This window comes from Deinococcus marmoris DSM 12784 (assembly GCF_000701405.1).
Taxonomy (GTDB): domain Bacteria; phylum Deinococcota; class Deinococci; order Deinococcales; family Deinococcaceae; genus Deinococcus; species Deinococcus marmoris.
Genome location: NZ_JNIV01000051.1, coordinates 1 through 20,740, shown reverse-complemented (window position 1 = coordinate 20,740; position 20,740 = coordinate 1). Strand labels below are relative to the sequence as shown.

Sequence of the window (20,740 nt, the reverse complement as noted above, 5' to 3'; positions counted from 1 at the left end):
AGGCTGACGTCCAGCAGGCTCGCCCGTCAGCGTCCCTCGAACGTCAGTCTCAGTTCACCTGGGCGCTGGCCCCGCCGGAGTTCAAGGGTCTCCTGATGATCGTCTGCCGCCAGCGAAGCGCGAAGAAAGAGCGCCAGGCGGCGCCGGGCCCGCAGCCCCACCGGCCCGCCGTCGGCTTCCAGCGTTTCAAAGAGAGGCCGTGGGTCGGCTGGAAGCTCCACCAGGCCAGTCCCGGTCAGCAGGTCTCCCGCGTCATAGCGGCCGACGAGGCGGGACTCACCCTCCCCGTGGAGCCGGGTCAGCTCGGCCTGGATGTGCTGGTGGGCGCGGCCCACCAGCAGGGCCACGCGGCGCAGGCTCTCCCGGTGCTGGCGGGTGGCCGCCGGCGTCCACCACACCGCCCGGGACGCCGCGAGATGGGCGGTGGCCTGCCGGACGCCGTCGGCCACGGAGACCGGCGGCGGAGCTGGTGAGACCGCCGGCAGCCAGCAGGTGGCCAACCGGGTTAGACGGGCCTGCAGGGCGGCGGGACCCAGGGCGCTGATGTCGCCGCCCGCCGTGAGCTTCACGTCGGCCTCCTGCGCCCATAGGGTCAGCAGGGCCGCCTCGTCCGGACTGGGCCTCCGGTTCTTCAGGCCTTTGGCCTGCACGAGCTGCCAGCGCTGTCGTCCCGGGCCTGTGTGAAGAGACTGCAATTCCAGGGTCAGCACCGCAGCGGCGGTGTCCTCCTCCGCGCCGCGGGCCAGGACCCGAACAATCCGGCTGGATCCAGCCCGGACCGCCTGGGCGTAGCCGCCCCAGCCCACGCAATGCGCCAGGAGGCGGCCGTCGGTGACCAGATCCTGCGGGTGACGGGCCACCTGAATGAACCACACGCCGCCTGACCACGACAGGACACGGTCCAGGGCCTGATCCTCCAGGGTCAGCACAAAGGCCTCCTCCCCGCTCAGCGCCTCATCCAGCTCTGCTTCCTGAATCTCGGCCGCCGCACACGCCTGTGCTTTCAGGTGGTCCCGGCGGTGCTCATGGGTCCCGATCAGTGCCTGGAAGACACGGACCGCTGTGGCCAGTCCAGGCACCAGGGCCAGGACCGCCGCGTGGCCTTTCGCCTCCGGGTCCTCATTCGCCTGTTCTCCTGCGGCCGTGTCCGGCGCCGGGCCCTCCGGAGCCTGTGACCCGAGGCGCAGCTGGCCCCGGCCCGTGAGCAGGCCCGAGACGTCGCCCACCGGCAGGTCCTGCTCTGCGGGCAGCGCGGCCACACCGGAAAAGAGGTCACAGACCTCCTGCAGGGCCAGACCCACCAGTCCGCCAGTCAGACGGGTGTCGCCTGCATTCATCTGGGGCAGACCAGGCACCAGCGCGTGTAGCGGTCCGGCCGCCGCCTCGGCCGCCAGGCACAGCGCTGGCTGGGCGTCGCCTGCCCGGGCGGCCGTCCAAGCGTCCCGGCGGATTCGGACGCTGCCCGCGAGCTGTGCGGGCCGGGAGGCCTCTCCGCAGATGTGACCGCCGCCCCGCCACTGCTCGCGTAACGAGGCCGTCAGGGCGGCCACGGGGCCTGGAGCGATGCCGGGGAGCAGCCGGAGCATGGCGTCGTGCCCATTGCGCGCCCCCAGGACGGCGGCCCGGCTTTCTTCCGGGATGAAGGCGAGCAGCGCGGGCTCCAGCACCGCGCCCAGGGCCACACGAACCCGCAAGACGAACGCGTCTGCCTGCTGGTCCACTGCAGGGGGAACCCGCTGCTGATGGCCCCGCCTACCGCCGGCCAGGTCTGCCCGCTGCTTCAGGCGTTCCCGGAGATCATGGGCCAGCGGTGGAGCAGGGTGTGCATCTTCTTGTAAGAGGGCCGTCACCGTCAGGTGCCGGGCCGTGACCGTCGCCCAGCTGTCTCCATCCATTCGGGGCCAGTGCCAGCGGCGCAGGTCCTGCAGGTGCCAGGCGTGACTGGCCCGGATGGGATGTCCCTGCGCATGCCAGGGGAGCAGGACGCCGGTGGGCCGGTTGGGACGGCCCCGCCAGCCCACTGGCTCCTGACCTGGCCCGGCGGCGTCCTGCCAGCAGGCGGCAAGTTCGAGCAGGCTGCGCAGGCCCAGCATCCGCCGCAACCGCCGCTGCACCGTGCGGGGGACCGGCGCTTCCGGGTCCGCCGCCTCAAGCGGCGCGAGCAGGGCGGGCAGGTCAAGCGCATCTTCCAGGATCTGGGCATGCAGGGCGCGCAGGCCCCGGTCCAGATGCCCGGCGTCCCACTGCTGCCAGGGGCGAAGCGGTTCCTGATGGGCCTGAAGTGGCCCGACCAGCACCGAACGGGGCCCCGCATGCAGCCGCAGGCCACCTGCAAACCCATGGACAGGGTCCGGGAAGAGTTCCAGCTGAACGACACTGCGGCCCAGCGCGGCCTGCTGCTCCACCTGGTGCTGAATATGAGGAGGAAAAGGGAGGTGTTTTTGTGTCAACGGCTTATCGCGACAGGGGAGAGGAACAGACTGGAAGGCATGAACTGATTGTGATCTGGACCTTCAGGCCTGACGTCTGCACGCTGGTCTAGGACGGGGTAGGCCATGTTGTCCAGGAGAATGCCCGCTGCGTGACGTCACGGCGCACAGCGGGCAACACCTCGCCCCGCCCGTCCCTACAGGAAGCGAGGGATGGTGTGGGAAGGTCATTCAGCCAAGCCACCGGCCCGAGTGCTGCCGCGGCGCTGCGGCTCAGCGAGACCGGGTATCCGTGCCAGCAGCACAACGTTGCACTCCAGAGGCAGCACCGCGAACCGGGTGTCCCAGGGCGGCAGGTTGGTTCCGTTAATGACGCCTTGCGAAGCGTGTTCACCGTCGCCCATCGATGTGTCGGCGTCCTCAATCCTGCCCAGCCGTCTGGTCCGGTTCCCTTCCTGCTCGCATGTCCATGACCACGGGACGTTCATGCGCGGTCCCTGCGTATCCTGTGGCCCGCGCCCGCATCACTCTTCCTGAGGTTCCGCTATGTTCTCCCTGCTCCGCGACCGCCGCATCCTGATCCTGTGGATCGGCGAGAGCATCAACGCTTTCGGCAATGGCCTCACCTTCATCGCCCTCGCCTGGTTCCTGTACCGCCTCTACCCGAACTCGCCCGCGCTGTCGGGCACCGTGATCGGCGCCTGGACTGCGGCCATGCTGCTTGGAACCGTCAGTCTGGCCAGCTACACCGACGTGTGGGACCGCCGCCGCATCCTGCAGGTGGCCAATGGCCTCAGTGCTTTCTGGATCAGCCTGATTCCGCTGCTCCACACCCTGGACCTGCTCTCCTTCCCCGTGCTGGTGGTCATCGCGGCCCTGACCGGCTTCACGGGCAGCGTGATCTTCCCGGCGCAGCAGGCCTCGCTGCCCACCTTCGTGTCTCCGGACCGGCTGCAGGGCATCCAGGCCCTGTTTAACCTGACCTGGACCACCAGCGGTCTGCTTGCCCCCATCAGCGCCGGCTTCCTGGTGGCGGGCATTGGGGCGCCCGGGGTGATGTGGGTCAACGCGGCCACCTTCGTGGTGGCCCTGATCGCCTACTCGCTGGTCCGCTTTCCTGCGGTGACCCATGCCCACGACAGCGGGCAGGGCCTGGCCGCCTGGTGGGCGCGGACCCGGTTCGGCTTCGCGTTCGTCCTCGCGCGGCCCGCGCTGTGGGCGACGCTGCTGGGCCTGGCCAGCGTGAACTTCGCCATGGAGCCCTACACCGCTGTCTTTCTGCCCCGCATCGCCGACCGCCTGATGGTGGGGGTGGAGCTGCCCGCGGCCCTGTCCTGGGTCCGCGCCGACAACCGCGGTGCGCTGGGAGTTGGTCTGCTGGGATCGGTTCTGGCGCTGGCCGAACTGGGCATGGTGATCTGGATGGGGCGCCGCATCAGTCGTCATCCCCTGAACTGGATTGCGCTGGGCTGCATCGGTCCGGCGCTGTGCATCGTCGGCGTCGCATACGCCCCCTCGCTGGGGGTGGCCCTCGTCCTCGCGTTGCTGATGGGGCTGTGCTTCGGACCTCTCAACGTGATGGTGGGGACGCTGTTCGCCAGGCTTACGCCGGATGAAGTACGCGGGCGGGTCTACAGCGCCCGCATCCTGGTGGGGCAGGGACTCCGCCCGGTGGGAGTGAGTCTGGCCGTCGTGCTGATGGGTGCCTTAGGCCTCGCGCCAGCCGTGGCCGTCCTGGGACTGTTCGCCGCTCTGCTCACGCTCGTGGGCTACTTGCGGGCACATGGGATGGGAAAGGAAACGACGTTCAGGGGGCCGCGGCGAGCGACTGAGTCGGCCCGGTTCAGGTGTTCAGGGGTGTGCCGTTCCAGGCGCCCGGTCCTTCGGGACTGTTTCTTTCTTTCTGTCACCCTTGCCTGAAGTTCTGAAGCTTTGGGTTCGGGCCTGGCGCAGAGCATGTCGTCTTTGCCCTGGCCTCAGTCTGGACGCGAACGGGCCATGCCTCCCCTGGATCAGCCTTCTCGTGGATCTCGGTCCCTCCCGTTGAGGCTCAGACCCCACAGTGCGGTGGAGGCGATCCGATCTGTGGAACGAGCCAGAGGAGGCGTGACGCCGACAGGGCGGGGACATGACTGGCTCTTCGCTGGGCCCGGCGCCGACCGTAGGCGCGGCGCGCCTGACCTGCGGCGGGCGCAGCTTCAGATCCATGGCGTGGACACGCCCAGGTTCAGGGCCCACCTCGGGGCCGTGTCGGCGACGCTCTTGACCCTCGGCTGAGCTGGGGGGCATACCTAATTTATTTGTGGATCCCAGCACAAGCCCATGCGTCAGCGATCGTGTGCCGCCGGGCCAGCCACCGGCCTCCTGATGTGGTAAATTGTTTGTGCTTATCGCATAAGCGCGTGCCGGGGCCGACACTAAGACTCAAAATCGAGCGGGAAACCGTGGGGGTTCGAGTCCCCCCATCGGCACCACACCAAAGCACCACATTAAAAAAAGAGGTAACCATGATCCTGAACCTGTTTCTCGTGCTGTTCGCGCTGATTTGCGTGTCGCTGGTCTTTTTCATTCTGTTGCAGGTGCCGCGTCAGGCGGGGTTGTCTGCCAGCATGGCCTCCGGTGGATCGCTGCTGGGCGGGCGTGGCGTGGAGGGCGGCCTGGTCCGTATCACCAGCGTCCTGGGCGGATTTTTCATGTTGATTGCCCTGTTGATCGGCATCGTTTCGCGCTGACTGCCCTTTCTTGAACCCACGAACAGCTTTTGCAGGCTGTTCGTGGGATTTTTTTACTGGTTGTTCTGCCCATTTTTACCTTTCAAATGATAGGTTTTATGAGCCAAATTCTTTTGCAGGTAAAGAAAGGCGATTTCATGCTTGACCTTGACTAGGCCACTTCATATATTGACCGCGCTGGAAACCCCACGACAACTCGGTCAAGCGTCCGGCCTCCGCCGGAACGCCGCCATTTCCAGATACCACCTTGAACGCTGCCGAACACACCCCTTTTTCTGGAGGATTCACATGAAGAAAGTTCCGTTTAAAAATGCCCTGTTCCTGGCCCTGGCCATGACCGTGACCACTTCGGTCGCCGCCCCCTTCGTCTACCCCGCCGCCTGGACCGGCGAGCAGAACACCGCCAACAAGCGCGGCGGCGAATTCCGCAACCTGACCATCTCAGATTTTAAGACGATTAATCCGTTCACCAGCGCTGAGTCTCCCAGCCTGCCTACGCAGATGTCTGAGGGCACAGGTCTGTTTACTCAGGACCCTCGCAACGACGAGTTCATTCCAAAAATGGCCGACAGCCCCGCCGTGGTCAGCAACAACAACAAGCGCTTCGTGGTCAAGATTCGCCCAGGTATGAAGTTCAGCGATGGTCAGGCCATTACTGCCGACGACTGGATCACCACCTGGAAAATCCACACCGACGACAAGGTCGGCAGCAACACCTATGACAACTTCTTCCTGAACGACAAGCCCATTGTCATCAAGAAGATTAATGCCATGACGCTGCAATTTGACTTCCCGGTGCAGAGCAGCAAGGCTCTGGTGCTGATGAGCTTCACGCCCTGGCCCGACCATGTGTTCGGCAAGGCGTACAAGGATGGAGGCGCGGAGGCCGTCAAGAAGCTGTGGGGTCTGTCAACCAACCCGAGCGAGATCGTTTCGCCCGGTGCCTGGACCATGGAAAGCTACAGGGCGGGCGAACGCGCCGTGCTGAAGGCCAACAAGTTCTACGGCGAGTGGAACAAGGACAGCAGGGGCAACGCGCTGCCTTACTTGGATAAATATTCCTTCCGTATCGTGGGGGATCTGAACGCTGGGCTGGCCGCTTACCTGGCCGGGCAGACCGATACGTTCGGGCCGCGCAACGCTGACGATCTGGCCCAGATCAAGAAGGCCATTGACGGCGGCACCCTCAAAGCTTACCTGAAGGCCAACGTCAGCCCGAACGCGACCTCTTCATGGATCACGTACAACTGGAACAAGACTGGTGATCCTGCCAAGCAGACGCTGTTCCGCGACGTGCGTTTCCGCCGCGCCATGAGCCACATCGCCAACCGTGACGCCATGGTCAAGCTGGCGCTGGGCGGCCTGGGCAGCGAGACGTATTTCAGCACCTACCCCATTTTCAAAGCGCAGATTGACGCTGGCCTGAAAGCTGGAGCGCCGCAGTACAAGTACGATCTGGCCCAGGCGACCAAGCTGCTGGCCCAGATCGGCTACACCAAGAAGAATGCCCAGGGCTTCCTGACCGGCAAGGACGGCAAGGTACTGGAGTTCAACCTGGCCACCAACTCGGGCAACACCACCCGTGAGCAATTGGGCCGCATCTTTGCCGATGAGGCCAAGAAAGTGGGCGTCAAGGTGAACTTCACGCCCATCGACTTCAACACGCTGGTGGGTCAACTGACCGCCAAGGGCGAGAACCGTCCCTTTGACGCGATCCTGCTGGGCCTGACCGGCGGCGACAACGTGTGGTCCTTCGGACAGAACGTGGTGCCGTGTGGAACCAACCTGCACAGCTATAACAACCCGACCGACGGCAAATGCCTGACCAGTCAGGAACAGTTGATGACCAAGTTGTACTACCAGGGTGATGCCGAGCTGAACACGGCCAAGCGTCTGGCCATCGGCGGCACGCTGATGAAGACCGAGGGCGAACTCCAGCCCATCACTTACCTGGTGGGAACCAACTACCACGTCACGTTCAATGAGCGGGTGGGCGGCGAATACCCGGCGGACCTGATGAATGCGTACTACCTTGCGCGGGACAACGCGCTGACCTTCATCAAGTAATCCAGCCACGTTTTTCCTTCGGGGGGGTGGTCTGCTGTGGGCGGACTGCCCCCCTTCTTGATGACCTGTGGGCGCTGCTACTTCCGGCCCCTCACCAACATTCCCCAGAGCTGAGCGGAGAAAGGCATGTTTCCATTTTTAATCCGGCGCTTTTTTCAGGCCATCCCCACGCTGCTGCTCGCCAGCGTGCTGATCTTCTTCGTGATCTCACTGGCACCCGGCGACTTTCTGACCCCGGCCCGCCTCAACCCCGGCATCAGTGAGCAGCAACTCGCCAACCTCAGCGCGAACTTTGGTCTGGACAGACCCGTCTATGTCCAGTATTTCTACTGGATGAAGAACCTGTTGCAGGGCGATTTCGGCCTGTCTTTCCAGTACACCCAGCCAGTGTTGCCCGTGATCTGGCCCCGCATCGTCAACTCGGTGTATCTGGTGCTGCTCAACCTGGTGTTTTTCTACGCCATCGCCATTCCCATCGGTGTGTACGGCGCGGTGCGGCAGAACAGTCTTGGCGACAAGTCCATCAACGTGGTGCTGTATTTCCTGCTGGGCTTTCCCAGTTTCTTCCTGTTCCTGATCGTGATCTACCTGATCTTGCAAGTCCGCAACGCCACCGGCTGGGATATTCCGCTGGGCGGCATGACCAGCGGCAATTACGATCAGCTCTCGGCGCTGGGCAAGTTCTGGGACGTGCTGAGCCATCTGCTGATTCCGGCGGCGGTGCTGGCGATCACGGACGCGGCGGGCCTGACCCGCGTGATCCGGGGCCTGATGCTGGAAGTGATGCGTTCGGATTACATCCGCACCGCGCGGGCCAAGGGCGTCAGCGAGCGTACCGCCATCTGGAAGCACACCTTCCGCAACGCCATTCTGCCCATCATTGCGGGCATCGGGGGCCTGCTGCCCGCCGCCATCAGCGGGGCAGGGTTCGTGGAGGTGGTGTACGCCTATCCGGGAATCACGCCCATGCTGCTGACCGCCATCACCGCGTCGGACCTGTACCTGATCGCGGGTTTCACGGTCATTTCCACGATCCTGCTGATCATCGGCAACGCCCTTTCCGACATTCTTCTGGCCGTGGTCGACCCACGCATCAAGGTCGGGTGAGGTGAAATGACCGCTGCTGCTCCTACTCCTACCCCGCAAAAGACAGATCGCCGTTCGCTGGGCCAGTCGCAATTTTCCGTGGCCTGGGGCCAGTTCCGCAAAAATCGGCTGGCCCAGACCGGCGGTGTGCTGCTGATCCTGGTCTACGTTCTGGCTATCTTCGCTCCATTCATTGCGCCGGATGGGTTGTCGAGTTACTCCACGTCCAACATCACGCGCTTTCATCCGCCCACGCCCATCGAGTTCCGTGATCCTGCCACGGGCGCGTTCACCCGGCCCTTCGTGTTCAAGTACGGCCAGGAACTGAACATGGACACTTTCGTCAACGAGTACAAGCCCACCGCCGAGCAGTGCCCGATCTACTTCGGGGTACGCGGCGCGGAATACAAGATCCTGGGCCTGATCCCCGGCAACCTGCATCTATTCGGGACTGGACAGGAAAAGCCTGACTGCAACGTTTTCCTGTTTGGCGGTGAGGCGCTGGGGCGTGACCTGTTTACCCGCACGCTGTACGCCTCGCAGATCAGTCTGACCATCGGCGTCGTGGCGGTGCTGCTCAGCACGGTGATCGGGCTGTTCATGGGCGCGCTGGCCGCGTTCTTCGGCGGCTTCGTGGACACCGTGATCATGCGCCTTGTGGAAGTGATCTCGGCTATTCCCTACCTGTTTCTGCTGCTGCTGCTGCGTTCGGTGTTTCCGCAGGACATCAATCCCATCTTCGCGCTGTACGTGATCCTGGGCATTCTGGCGTTCATCGGCTGGGGCGGGCTGGCGCGTGTCACGCGCGGGCAACTGCTCAGCGTGCGCGAGCAGGACTTCGTGTCGGCGGCCCGCGCGCTGGGCGCAAGCGACAACCGCGTGATGTGGCGGCACATGCTGCCCACCATGACCACCTACATCATCGTGACCCTGTCGCTGAGCATTCCCGGCTTCATCCTGCTGGAATCCGGCCTGAGCTTCCTGGGCGTCGGTGCGGTGGAACCCTACGTCAGTTGGGGCAGTCTGCTGGCGCAGGCACAGGAGGGCGGGCTGTCCAGCCTGAACTCGCGGCCCTGGGTGCTGATCCCCGGCTTCTTCATCGTGTTCACGGTGGGCTGCTTCCAGCTTCTGGGCGACGGCCTGCGCGACGCCTTCGACCCGCGCAAGCGGCAGTGAGGACCATGACCCAAACAGCGAGAACTGTGTCTCAGGCATGTATGATGCGAGACGTGCGAACAATGGAGGAAAAATGACCGATCACGCCACCCATAAGGCTGAGGTGCTGCTGGCCGTGAACGGCCTGAAGACCTACTTCAACACCGACGACGGGGTCGTCAAGAGCGTGGACGGCGTGACCTTCCACATCAACAAGGGCGAGACATTGGCCGTGGTGGGCGAATCTGGCTCGGGCAAGAGTGTGACCAGCCTGAGCATCATGCGCCTGATCCCGATGCCGCCGGGCGAGATTGCGGGCGGCGAGATCGTGTTCTCCGGGACCGACGGCAACCCCCGCGACATCGTGAAACTGTCCGAAGCCGAGATGCGCAAGATTCGCGGCAACGACATTGCCATGATCTTTCAGGAACCCATGACCAGCCTGAACCCGGTGTACACCGTGGGCGACCAGATCGCCGAGGCGGTGATGCTGCACCAGGACAAGAACCGCAAGGACGCGATGGGCGCGGCCACCGACATGCTGCGGTTCGTGGGCATCCCCGCCCCCGAAAAGCGCGTCAACGAGTATCCCCATCAGCTCTCCGGCGGGATGCGCCAGCGCGTGATGATCGCGATGGCCCTGAGCTGCAACCCCGCGCTCTTGATTGCCGACGAGCCGACGACGGCGCTGGACGTGACCATCCAGGCGCAGATTCTGGACCTGATGCGCAAGCTGCAAAAAGACATCGGCATGAGCATCCTGTTCATCACCCATAACCTGGGCGTGGTGGCCGAGATGGCGGACCGCGTGGTGGTCATGTACGGCGGACGCGTGGTGGAAGAGGGCGATGTCGTGGAGATCTTCAAAGCGCCGCGTCACCCCTACACCATGGGCCTGCTCAACAGCATCCCGCGCCCCGGAATCGACGCACACGTTCCCGGTACGCCACGCAAACGCCTGGAAGCCATTCCCGGCAACGTGCCCAACCCGCTGAACCTGCCCCCCGGCTGCGCCTTCGAGCCGAGATGCAAGTTTGCCATCCCCGACTGTTCCAAGGCGGTGCCCGCCCTGGAAGACACTGGCGGCGGCCACATGGCCCGCTGTATTCGCTGGCAGGAATTTGCCAAGGCCGATCAGGGGGTGACCGCATGACCGCTCCCGCAGTGGCCCGGACCTCTGCCGCCGATTCGCGCGGCATGACGCAAAAGGGCGAAACGCTGCTGGAAGTCAAGAACCTTGAAAAGTACTTCCCCATTCGTGGCGGGTTGCTCTCGCGCGTGGTGGGCAACGTCAAGGCCGTCAACGACATCAGCTTCACGCTGGCGCGCGGTGAAGTCGTGGGACTGGTGGGCGAGTCGGGTTCCGGCAAGACCACGGCAGGCCGCGCCATCCTGCGCCTGATCGAACCCACCGGCGGCGAGGTGATCTTCAACGGCACTGACGTGACCAAGCTGTCCAAGGGGCAGATGCGCGACTACCGCCGCGAGATGCAGATCATCTTCCAGGATCCCTTTGCGTCGCTGAACCCGCGCATGACGGTCTCGGACATCATCGGCGAGGCCATGCAGATTCACAACCTCAATCCGGGCAAGGGCCGGATTGACCGCATTGCCGAGTTGCTGCAAAAGGTGGGCCTGCGCCCGGAACACATGCGCCGCTACCCGCACGAGTTTTCCGGTGGTCAGCGCCAGCGCATCGGCATTGCCCGCGCCCTGGCGGTGGACCCGCTGTTCATCGTGGCCGATGAACCGGTCTCGGCGCTGGACGTGTCCATTCAGGCGCAGGTGGTCAACCTGCTTCAGGACCTTCAGGAAGAGCTGGGCCTGACCGTGCTGTTCATCGCGCACGATCTGGCGGTGGTGGAGTACATCTGTGACCGGATTATCGTGATGTACCTGGGCCGGATCATGGAGATTGCGCCCAGCCATGAGCTGAACAACAATCCCAAGCACCCCTACACCGAGGCGCTGCTCTCGGCAGCGCCGGTGCCGGACCCCACCATCAAACGGCAGCGCATCATCTTGGAGGGGGACATTCCCAGCCCGATCAACCCGCCTTCGGGTTGCGTGTTCCGCACGCGCTGCCGCTACGCCATCGACGACTGTGCCAACATCGTGCCCGAGCTGCGCGAGGTGGCCCCCCAGCATTACAAGGCCTGTATCCGCGACGACATCCTGTAGGCTCCTGACCACCAACAGTCCGCCTCCCGCGTGGGGCGGACTTTTCTAATTCCTGTCTGACTGGCCCTCTCATATCTCATAAAGTGGCATCGGCAACTATGCGTGTATGAAAACGACACTGCTGCTGGCCGCTGCCCTGGCTCTGGGAACGGCAAATGCCACCAACCTGCGTATCTATCCCTCATTCGCTGAGGTGCGGCAGCCGGTGACCAGTACGGGCAATACGCTGAACGTGTCGCTGCCGCAGCAGGCATGGCAGAACGTGCTGCCCGGCTCGCTGGAACTGGACGGGCTGGCCTTCGGCAGCGCCGTGCAGAAGCTGGAGGCCAACTGGCTGAGTGGGCTGGAAGGCAAGACGGTGTATCTGGTCAAGGCGACGCCAGACGGCGAAAAGACCGAACCTGTGACCCTGGTCCGTGCCAGCGATCTGCTGGTCAAGGATGCGGCAGGGCGGTATTTCAACGTGCGTTACGAGCAACTGCGCTTCGATACACCGCCGCCCACCAATCCCGTCAGCCCCTCGCAGACGCTGACCTACAACCTGCCGAAAGCGGGAAGCGGCACGCTGGTCTACCTGACCCGCAGCGTGGGCTGGTCGCCGCGCTACACGCTCAAGGCCAGCACTGCGGGCGCGCAACTCTCCGCCCTGGCCGACATTCGCAACACCACTGAACTGCCGTACGACGTGAAGGACACCGAACTGTATTCCGGCGACGTGAGTATCCAGGCCAATCCGAACGCCCAGGCCAACTTCGAGGCGGCGGACATGGTGATGCGGGCGGCCCCGGCCCCCATCACCTCGCAGGCCCCCAAGATCAGCGGCGGCTCCGAGTTGCGCGGCCTGTACCGCTACGCGCTGTCCACCCCATTCACGCTGCCCGCCAACAGCGTGGTGACCCTGCCGTTCCTGACGCCCAAGCTGACCAATTTCGAGCGCTACGTGGGTCTCAACACTTACTTCAATGTCGCCACCCAGACGGGTACGCTGGACCGTTCCTACCGCTTCAAGGCCGACGCCCGCCTGCCCGCTGGCCCGATCACCGTGCGCGAGGAGGGCCGTCTGGTGGGCCAGACCCGACTGGACGAAACCCGCGAGGGCGGCACGGTGGAGTTCAGTCTGGGCGATGACCCCGATGTGGAATACACCCGCACGGTGCAGACCGTCAATCAGGCCAAAAACAGTAAGGGTGAGGTGGTCAAGACCACTTACAAGGTCACCTATGCCTTCGAGAGCAGCAAGGACCGTTCCATACGAGCCGAGATCACTGAGCGCGTCGGCGGGCGGGTCATCATCATCGACAGCGCCGCGCCCACCAAGAACGGAGGCATTGCCAGCCTGAAGGTGGACGTTCCCGCCAAGGGCAAGGCCAGCAAGAGTTTCACGGTGGTGGTGGACAACTCGTAAGCTGAGAAAACACAACCTCCGCCAGAGCGCGAATGCTGTGGCGGAGATTCTTCAGTCTGATTCGAGTGTCGGCGTCAGTTGAAGAGAGTCTGCCGCCTGACAGTCCGGGCAGATACCCTGCAACTCCACCCTGGCCCCGGTGATCTGCCAGTCGTGGCCCTGACCCTGAGGTTGCAGGTCAGGAAGACTCAGGAAAACGTCCAGGAGCTTGCTGCAATGGTCACACCGCAGATGCGAATGCGGGGTCAGGTTGGTGTCGTACCGCACCTCGCCGCTGTGGCCGATCACTTCACCGATCAGTCCATGCTCGCTGAACACGCGCAGATTCTGGTACAGCGTGGCGATGGGAATGGGTTCCCCGGCCAGCCGGAAGCGTTCGGCGATCTCCTCCGGCGTGAAGTGCCCGTCGGTGTGAGAGAAGAATTGCAGCAACCGGAGGCGGGGCTGGGTGGTGCGCAGGCCCCGCCGTTCCAGATGCCGCTGGAGTTCAGCGAGGGTCATGGCACACCACGTTCATGACCCCATTCTAGAGTGCAAAATCTCACACCGTTCTTCCACTGCTGACCAGCTTCAGGCCATCTGGGCTTCGCGCTTGCCTTCCGTCTTTTTCTTATCCTCGCGGACGGCTTTGAGGCCCTCGTCCACGCGGCGGCCATAATCGGCGTCGCACTGGGTGAACAGCTCCACCATGCGGGCCTGCACTTCCTCGGTGGCTGCCGAGATGTTCGCCACGAGGTTGTTGATCAGATCGTCGCGTTCCCGGTCATCGTGGGCGCGGTACTGCTCGCCGGCCTGCTTGAAGTCGTTGGTGCGCTCGATGCTGGCGCGTTGCAGGCGGCCCTCAATGTGCGGGCTGTGTTCTGGCAGGTCACGCGGGGCTTCCTTCGGGCCGTTCATGCTGGACGGCTCGTAGTTGACGTGCGGGTTCTGGCCGGGGACGCTGTCCACACGGTAGGTCATCTGGCCGTCACGCTGGTTGGTGGCCACCGACGCGCGCGGCGAGTTGATCGGCAGTTGCAGGTAGTTGGGGCCGACGCGGTAGCGCTGGGTATCTGAGTAAGAGAAGGTGCGGCCCACCAGCATCTTGTCGTCACTAAAGTCCAGCCCGTCCACCAGCACGCCGGTGCCGAAGGCGGCCTGCTCCACCTCCGCGAAGTAGTTCTCGGGGTTGCGGTTCAGGGTCATCATGCCTACCGCCATCATCGGGAACTGGTCTTCAGGCCAGATCTTGGTGTCGTCCAGCGGATCGAAGTCCAGTTCGGGGTGTTCGCCGTCGGTCATCATCTGCACGCGCAGTTCCCACTGGGGAAAGTCGCCGCGCTCGATGGCGTCGTACAGGTCTTCGGTGGCGTGGTTGAAGTTCTTGCCCTGGATCGCTTCGGCTTCCGGCTGGGTCAGGTTCTTGACACCCTGCATGGGTTCCCAGTGGTACTTGATCAGGGTGCCCTCGCCCCTGTCGTTGACCCATTTGTAGGTGTTGACGCCGCTGCCCTGCATCTGGCGGTAGTTTGCAGGAATGCCCCACGGCGAGAACAGGAAGGTCAGCATGTGCATCGACTCGGGCGTGTTGCTCATGAAGTCGAAGATGCGCCCGCCGTCCTGGCGGTTGGTCACGGGATCGGGTCTCAGGGAGTGGATGACATCCGGGAACTTGACTGCGTCGCGGATGAAGAAGACCTTGAGGTTGTTGCCCACCAGATCCCAGTTGCCGTCCTCGGTGTAGAACTTGACCGAGAAGCCGCGCGGGTCACGCAGCGTTTCGGGTGAGTGGCCCGAGTGGATCACGGTGGAGAAGCGCACGAACACGGGGGTTTCCTTGCCCTGGCTCTGGAACAGTTTGGCGCGGGTGTACTGGCTGATGCTCTCGTCGCCCACCTTGCCATACGCCTCGAAACTGCCGTGTGCGCCCGCTCCACGCGCATGCACCACGCGCTCAGGGATGCGCTCGCGGTCAAAGTGGCTGATCTTTTCCAGGAACTGGTAATTCTCCAGCGTGGCCGGGCCACGGGTGCCCACGGTGCGCTGGTTCTGGTTGTTGCTGACGGGATGGCCCTGGCGGGTGGTCAGGGTCTGGCCGCCGTTGTCTTTCTGCTTGCTGTTCTTGGCTTCGATCATGGGGAACACTCCTTGGGGAGGGGTGGCAGTTGGCGGGCTGCCGGAATGGGGAAAAGCCGGGCGTACGCCTGCGCACCCAGTCCCCTTAATCATAATGATTATGAATTAAGATGTCCACCACAAAGGGTGAACACCCCCCTATGAATTGCTTGGACGACTAAACGATGCCGCCCAGGTACTCCACCACGTCCGCCTTGATGGGCATGAAATAGGCGTGCTGGCCGCGCTCGCGGGCGAAGGTCAGCAGTTCGCTCGCAAAACGGCGGTTCCACTCCAGCGTGGGCTGAAACTGCCGGGGGAACACCGCATGGTTGCGCGTGCGCCAGTACCCCTCCGAGCCTTCAGAGGTGACCGAGGTGGCCCCCCACCAGACTTCTGTGCCCTCGGGCAGCAGATCGGCGTAGGCGTCCATCAGACGCAGATCGAAGAATGGTTGGGTGAAAAAGCCGCAGGCCCCGGCTTCCAGCTTGCGCTCCAGGTAATCCTGCTCGCGCGACAGCGACTGGCGGTAGGGGTCCAGGCCCGCGTAGATCTTCAGGTGTGGCAATTCCCGGCGAATGCGGCGGATGGCGGCCTCGGCGTCCACGTTGTAGACCTTCGCGCGCATGTCGCTGGGCGCGTCCCCGGTGATGACGATGACCTCGTCGATGCCGTGTTCTTCCAGATGCTCGGCCATCGGCAACGGCTCACGCGGATTCAGATCAACGGCCCGAATGTGCGGAATGGCCCGGTAACGCGGGCGGGCAAAGCCGCAGCCATGCCATGAGCGCGTGGAAAAGCGCGGAAAGTCGGGAATGTTGATGGTGTCTGCGCCGGGCAGGTGTTCGGCCACTGTTGCCAGCTCGGCCCTTAAACCGGAGCGCGAGCGGGGGACGAGTTCGATGGAGATGCGGGTCACTGGGGGACACCTGCGGCGGCGGGTTCCAGGGTCTGAGGGTTCGGTGGTCCAGGCGATCCGGCAGTGTTTTCCCTGAACTCTTCAGCTTTTTGAGCCTTGGACTGCTCCGCAGGGTCATACGCCAGCAAAGGCCCCAGCCAGCGCTCCGCTTCCTCCACATCCCAGCCCTTGCGCCCGGCGTAATCCTCCACCTGATCGCGCCCGATGCGGCCCACGGCCAGATACCGCGCTTCTGGGTGGGCGAAGTACAGGCCCGACACGGCGGCGGCGGGGGTCATGGCGCAGGACTCGGTGAGTTTCAGCCCAATTTCCCCAGCATTGAGCAGCGAGAAGAGGGTGCGTTTCTCGGTGTGGTCCGGCTGGGACGGATAGCCGGGGGCGGGGCGAATGCCGTCGTAGCGCTCGCGGATCAGATCGGTATTGTCCAGCGTTTCGTCGGGCGCGTAGCCCCAGTGCTTGACGCGCACGTCGCGGTGCAGTTTCTCGGCGAAGGCTTCGGCCAGTCGGTCTGCCAGCGCCTTGATCAGAATGGAGTTGTAGTCGTCGTGATCCGCCTCAAATTCGCGCGCCAGTTCCTCCGCGCCGTGAATGGCGACGGCGAAAGCTCCGATATGATCGCCCCGATACGCGATGAAGTCTGCGAGTGCGCCGTTAGGGGTGGCCTGATCGCGCTGCTGGCGCAGGGTGTGAAGGACGGCGACTTCGGGCAAGGGTTCGCGTCCAGCGGCGATTTCATGGGTCTGGTGGTCCAGCGTATCGCTGTGACTTCCCACTTCCACCACGATGTCGTCGCCGCGCCGCTCGGCGGGCCACAACCCGATCACGCCTCTGGCGGTCAGCAATCCCTCGTCAATCACGCGGCGCAGTAGCGTCTGGGCGTCCTCAAACAGGGTGCGGGCCTGCTCTCCACGCAGCGGATCAGTCAGAATGTTGGGGTAAATGCCCTTCATTTCCCAGGCGATAAAGAATGGCGTCCAGTCTATGTAATCCAGCAGTCCGGTCAGCGGCTGTTCAATGATCTGGCGTCCCGGTTCACGCGGCGCGGGCGGCACGGCGGGGGAGACGCGCGGCGCACGTTCGCGGGCCGTTTCCAGCGGAATCAGCCGCACTTCGCGTTTGCCGTGGCGTTCGCGCAGGGCGTCGTATTCCACCTTGATGCGCGCCTGCACGCCCGCCGGATCGGCCAGGATGTCGGCGGTGGTGGTCACGGCGCGGCTGGCGTCCAGCACATGCACCACCAGTCCGGCGTAGGCCGGATCGATCTTGACCGCCGTGTGCGCCCGGCTGGTGGTGGCCCCGCCGATCAGCAGGGGCAATTTGCCGCCCCGGCGCGTCATCTCGCGGGCCACGCCCACCATCTCGTCCAGGCTGGGGGTAATCAGACCGCTCAGGCCGATCACGTCCGCGCCGATGCGCTCGGCCTCGTCCAGAATCTTCTCGGTGGGAACCATCACGCCCAGATCGGTGACCTGATAGCCGTTGCAGGCCAGCACCACGCCCACGATGTTCTTACCGATGTCATGCACGTCGCCCTTGACGGTCGCCAGCAGCACCTTGCCCTTGCCCCCGGCCTCCTGCTTCTCGGCCTCCATGTACGGCGTCAGGTGGGCCACGGCGCGTTTCATCACGCGGGCGGATTTGACCACCTGCGGCAGGAACATCTTCCCGGCCCCGAACAGATCGCCCACCACGTTCATGCCGTCCATCAGCGGTCCCTCGATGACCATCAGCGGCGAACCCAGCTCGCGGTATGCCTCCTCGGCATCGTCCACCACGAAATCGGTGATGCCGGAGATCAGCGCGTGCTTGAGGCGCTCGGCCACCGGACGCTCGCGCCATTCGCTCTGGGCAGTGGCCTCGCGCTTGACGCCCTTGTAGTTCTCGGCCAGCGCCAGCAGGTTTTCCGTGGCGTCCGGTGTGCGGGCCAGAATCACGTCCTCCACGGCCTCGCGCAGTTCCGGCTCAATGTCCTCGTACACTGCCAGCATCCCCGCATTCACGATGCCCATGTCCAGCCCGGCGCGAATGGCGTGGTACAGGAAGACCGAGTGCATCGCCTCGCGCACATGGTTGTTGCCCCTGAAGGAAAAGGACACGTTGCTGATGCCGCCCGACACCAGCACCCCCGGCAGGTTGGCCTTGATCCAGCGCGTTCCCTCAATAAATTCCAGCGCGTAGCGGTCATGTTCTTCCATGCCCGTCGCCACGGTCAGCACGTTGGGGTCAAAAATGATGTCCTGCGGGGGGAAATCGGCATCTTCGGTCAGCAGCTTGTAGGCGCGGGAGGTGATTTCCTTGCGGCGTTCCAGGTTGTCGGCCTGCCCACGCTCGTCGAAGGCCATGACCACGGCGGCGGCCCCGTATCGCCGTAGCAGCCGCGCCCGCTCCAGAAACGTCTCCTCGCCGTCCTTGAGGGAAATGCTGTTGACCACGCACTTGCCCTGCACCCGTTTGAGGCCCGCCTCCAGAATGTCCCAGCGAGACGAGTCCAGCATCAGCGGCACCCGGCTGATGTCTGGCTCCCCGGCCAGCAGGTTCAGGAATTTGACCATCGCTTCCTCGCCGTCCAGCATCCCCTCGTCAAAGTTGATGTCCACGATCTGCGCGCCGTTCTCCACCTGCTGCCGCGCGATCTTGAGGCCCGTGTCGTAATCCCCGGCCAGAATCGCCTTGTTGAAACGCGGACTGCCCGTGACGTTGGTGCGTTCGCCCACGTTGACGAAATTCAGTTCCGGCGTGACCGTCAGCGCTTCCAGACCGCTCAGACGCAGGAAGGGCGGCAGTTTGGCAGCGGTGCGCGGCGTGATCCTCGCCATCTCGTTGGCAATGGCGCGGATATGCTCGGGGGTGGTGCCGCAGCAGCCGCCCACGATGTTGACCAGCCCTTCGCGGGCAAAGTCGGCCAGCACGGACGCGGTGTGTTCGGGGGTTTCGTCGTACTCGCCAAAGGCGTTGGGGAGGCCAGCATTCGGGTGAACGGAGACCAGCGTTTCGGTATTTGCCGCAATCGCCCGCAGGTGGGGCCGCAACAAATCCGCGCCCAGCGCGCAATTTAACCCCAGGCTGAAGAGATTGGCGTGCGCCGTGCTGATGACGAAGGCTTCCGGCGTCTGTCCGCTCAGTGTGCGCCCCGAAGCGTCGGTGATCGTGCCGGACAGCATCACCGGAAGCGTCTTGCCTGTGCGTGCGAAGGCTTCCTCGCAGGCGAACAGTGCGGCCTTGGCGTTCAACGTGTCAAATACCGTTTCCAGCAGCAGCAAGTCGGCCCCGCCCGCGATCAAGCCCTCGGCGGCGGCGGCGTAGGCTTCCACCAGACTGTCAAAGGTGACGTTGCGGAATTCTGGCCTTTCCACGTCCGGGGATAAGGTGGCGGTGCGGTTCGTCGGCCCGATGGCCCCGGCCACCCAGCGCGGTTTGCCGTCCTGGGCCTCAAATTCGTCGGCCACCTCGCGGGCCAGCCGTGCGCCCTGCTCGTTCATGGCGCGGGCCAGGGCCTCGGTGCCGTAATCCGCCTGGGAAATGGTGGTGCTGTTGAAGGTGTTGGTGCTGGCAATGTCCGCACCCGCCGCAAAATACTCGCGGTGAACGCCCTGGATCACGTCGGGGCGGGTGAGTTGCAGCAGGTCAAAATTGCCCCGGTACATCCGCAGGGGGTCTGCGCCCTCAAAGCGGAAATCGGCCTCATTCAGATTGGCCCGCTGAAGCATGGTGCCCCATGCGCCGTCCAGCACCAAGATTCGTTCACGCGCCGCAGCGCGAATGTCCCTGTTCATGGTTCACCTCTGGGTGTGTAATCAAAACACAGTGTTGATAAAAAAACAGACCGCGTGTGCGGCCTGAGAGTCTTGATGCGCCCAAATTCAACACATAGCGCCCGATTCCGGCCATCGCGTCCTGCCCGCGCCATCGTCGGCGCACCCCAGCAGGAGGCTTTTCTGTCAGGCACCATTGCCGTTATGGGGGCGGGTTGCCGCGTCGTCGGTGGGCAGAAAAAACCCTCGAACGCTCTGGATGACCGCGCTTTGAAGGCGCGATAGGGGAGGATAGCGCGGCGTGGGGGGGACAAAAGGGGGGTGGGGTGGACAGGTTGATGGATCAATACCAAGAGCCAATAACCTAGGCAAAATTGGCGTTTGTCTCGTAAGAGTTCTGAGATATAAGTCTTTATAACCTGACCCATCCTGAGAGGGGCAGAACTGGTCGAAACCATGTATATCATGGCGCTGTTTTCCGGTCGGAAAGGGGGAATAATATGAAATCACGCCTTACATTCCTATCTGTGAGCTGTTTATTGATTTTTGGCATGGCCTCCGCGAAAACGACCAACCTCACCGGGACTACGATTTGCGTGAATAATGAACTGACCTTACGCGGCAGAGTTTTGAAAATTCTCGGATTGCTGCCTCAGCCTTTGTAATTCCTCGTATGAAGTTTTAAGAGCGGCGATATACATCTTTGTTCGCATCGCAAAGTGATTTTCCTTGCGGATGATTTTCAATTTTTCCAGCTTGATATGTCCGTAGAATGAACAGAGAATGTGTTTGATCTGACATGCAGGTGTACTGGCAGGCGACTTCCCAAGAGAGGCATTTTGCTTGAGTGATTTGTGAAATTCTTCTACGGGCCATCGTTTCTGATAGATCGCAAGGGTTTCATTTGCGGTCAGACTGCT

General features: G+C 63.5%; 13 protein-coding genes, 1 tRNA gene and 1 pseudogene. 9 read left to right on the top strand and 6 right to left on the bottom strand.

The features are described from left to right. Positions 1-26: 26 nt before the first annotated feature. Entirely contained in the window at positions 27-2,405 is a 2,379-nt protein-coding gene (locus Q319_RS0113130) for a PcfJ domain-containing protein (RefSeq protein WP_156039333.1), read from the bottom strand. 570 nt (positions 2,406-2,975) lie between these two features. On the opposite strand from Q319_RS0113130, the gene Q319_RS0113115 reads away from it, so the two are divergent. The 9 genes from Q319_RS0113115 (at position 2,976) to Q319_RS0113070 (ending at position 13,055) form a co-directional block, all read left to right on the top strand. After that, complete coding sequence (locus Q319_RS0113115) at positions 2,976-4,349, top strand: MFS transporter (RefSeq protein ID WP_029482946.1); 1,374 nt, start codon at positions 2,976-2,978, stop codon at positions 4,347-4,349. Between the two features lie 439 nt (positions 4,350-4,788). Next, positions 4,789-4,903: transfer RNA gene (locus Q319_RS27160), tRNA-Leu, on the top strand. A gap of 33 nt (positions 4,904-4,936) precedes the next feature. Next, positions 4,937-5,161 (top strand): preprotein translocase subunit SecG, encoded by a 225-nt coding sequence (gene secG, locus Q319_RS0113105; RefSeq protein WP_029482945.1) that lies wholly within the window; start codon positions 4,937-4,939, stop codon positions 5,159-5,161. Between the two features lie 288 nt (positions 5,162-5,449). Continuing rightward, the gene (locus Q319_RS0113095) at positions 5,450-7,228 is read left to right on the top strand and encodes an ABC transporter substrate-binding protein (protein WP_029482944.1); all 1,779 of its coding nucleotides are present in this window, start codon (positions 5,450-5,452) and stop codon (positions 7,226-7,228) included. 126 nt (positions 7,229-7,354) lie between these two features. Further along, a complete protein-coding gene (locus Q319_RS0113090) occupies positions 7,355-8,335 on the top strand; it encodes an ABC transporter permease (RefSeq protein ID WP_029482943.1) in 981 nt (326 codons plus the stop codon). A gap of 6 nt (positions 8,336-8,341) precedes the next feature. Further along, the gene (locus Q319_RS0113085; RefSeq protein ID WP_029482942.1) at positions 8,342-9,490 is read left to right on the top strand and encodes an ABC transporter permease; all 1,149 of its coding nucleotides are present in this window, start codon (positions 8,342-8,344) and stop codon (positions 9,488-9,490) included. A gap of 73 nt (positions 9,491-9,563) precedes the next feature. Beyond that, on the top strand, positions 9,564-10,622 hold the full coding sequence (locus tag Q319_RS0113080) for an ABC transporter ATP-binding protein (protein WP_029482941.1): 1,059 nt from the start codon (positions 9,564-9,566) through the stop codon (positions 10,620-10,622). Next, positions 10,619-11,650, top strand: a complete 1,032-nt coding sequence (locus tag Q319_RS0113075; protein WP_425387990.1) for an ABC transporter ATP-binding protein — start codon at positions 10,619-10,621, stop codon at positions 11,648-11,650. The genes Q319_RS0113080 and Q319_RS0113075 overlap by 4 nt, the downstream gene beginning before the upstream one ends. 106 nt (positions 11,651-11,756) lie before the next feature. After that, positions 11,757-13,055 carry a DUF4139 domain-containing protein gene (locus Q319_RS0113070; RefSeq protein ID WP_029482939.1) on the top strand — a complete coding sequence of 433 codons (1,299 nt, stop codon included), beginning with the start codon at positions 11,757-11,759 and terminating at the stop codon, positions 13,053-13,055. A 51-nt stretch (positions 13,056-13,106) separates the two neighbouring features. Here Q319_RS0113070 and Q319_RS25585 read toward each other — a convergent pair whose 3' ends face one another. From Q319_RS25585 to Q319_RS28280, 5 genes and pseudogenes are all read right to left on the bottom strand, one after another. Continuing rightward, positions 13,107-13,556, bottom strand: a complete 450-nt coding sequence (locus Q319_RS25585) for a Fur family transcriptional regulator (RefSeq protein ID WP_051655371.1) — start codon at positions 13,554-13,556, stop codon at positions 13,107-13,109. 69 nt (positions 13,557-13,625) lie between these two features. Beyond that, positions 13,626-15,170, bottom strand: coding sequence for a catalase (locus Q319_RS0113060; RefSeq protein WP_051655370.1), 1,545 nt, complete (start codon positions 15,168-15,170; stop codon positions 13,626-13,628). 157 nt (positions 15,171-15,327) lie between these two features. Next, positions 15,328-16,068 carry a methylenetetrahydrofolate reductase gene (locus Q319_RS0113055; RefSeq protein ID WP_029482936.1) on the bottom strand — a complete coding sequence of 247 codons (741 nt, stop codon included), beginning with the start codon at positions 16,066-16,068 and terminating at the stop codon, positions 15,328-15,330. After that, positions 16,065-19,841 (bottom strand): methionine synthase, encoded by a 3,777-nt coding sequence (gene metH / locus Q319_RS0113050; protein WP_029482935.1) that lies wholly within the window; start codon positions 19,839-19,841, stop codon positions 16,065-16,067. Before metH ends, Q319_RS0113055 begins: the two co-directional genes overlap by 4 nt. Positions 19,842-20,434: 593 nt before the next feature. Beyond that, positions 20,435-20,740, bottom strand: a pseudogene (locus Q319_RS28280) (hypothetical protein); the annotation flags it as partial.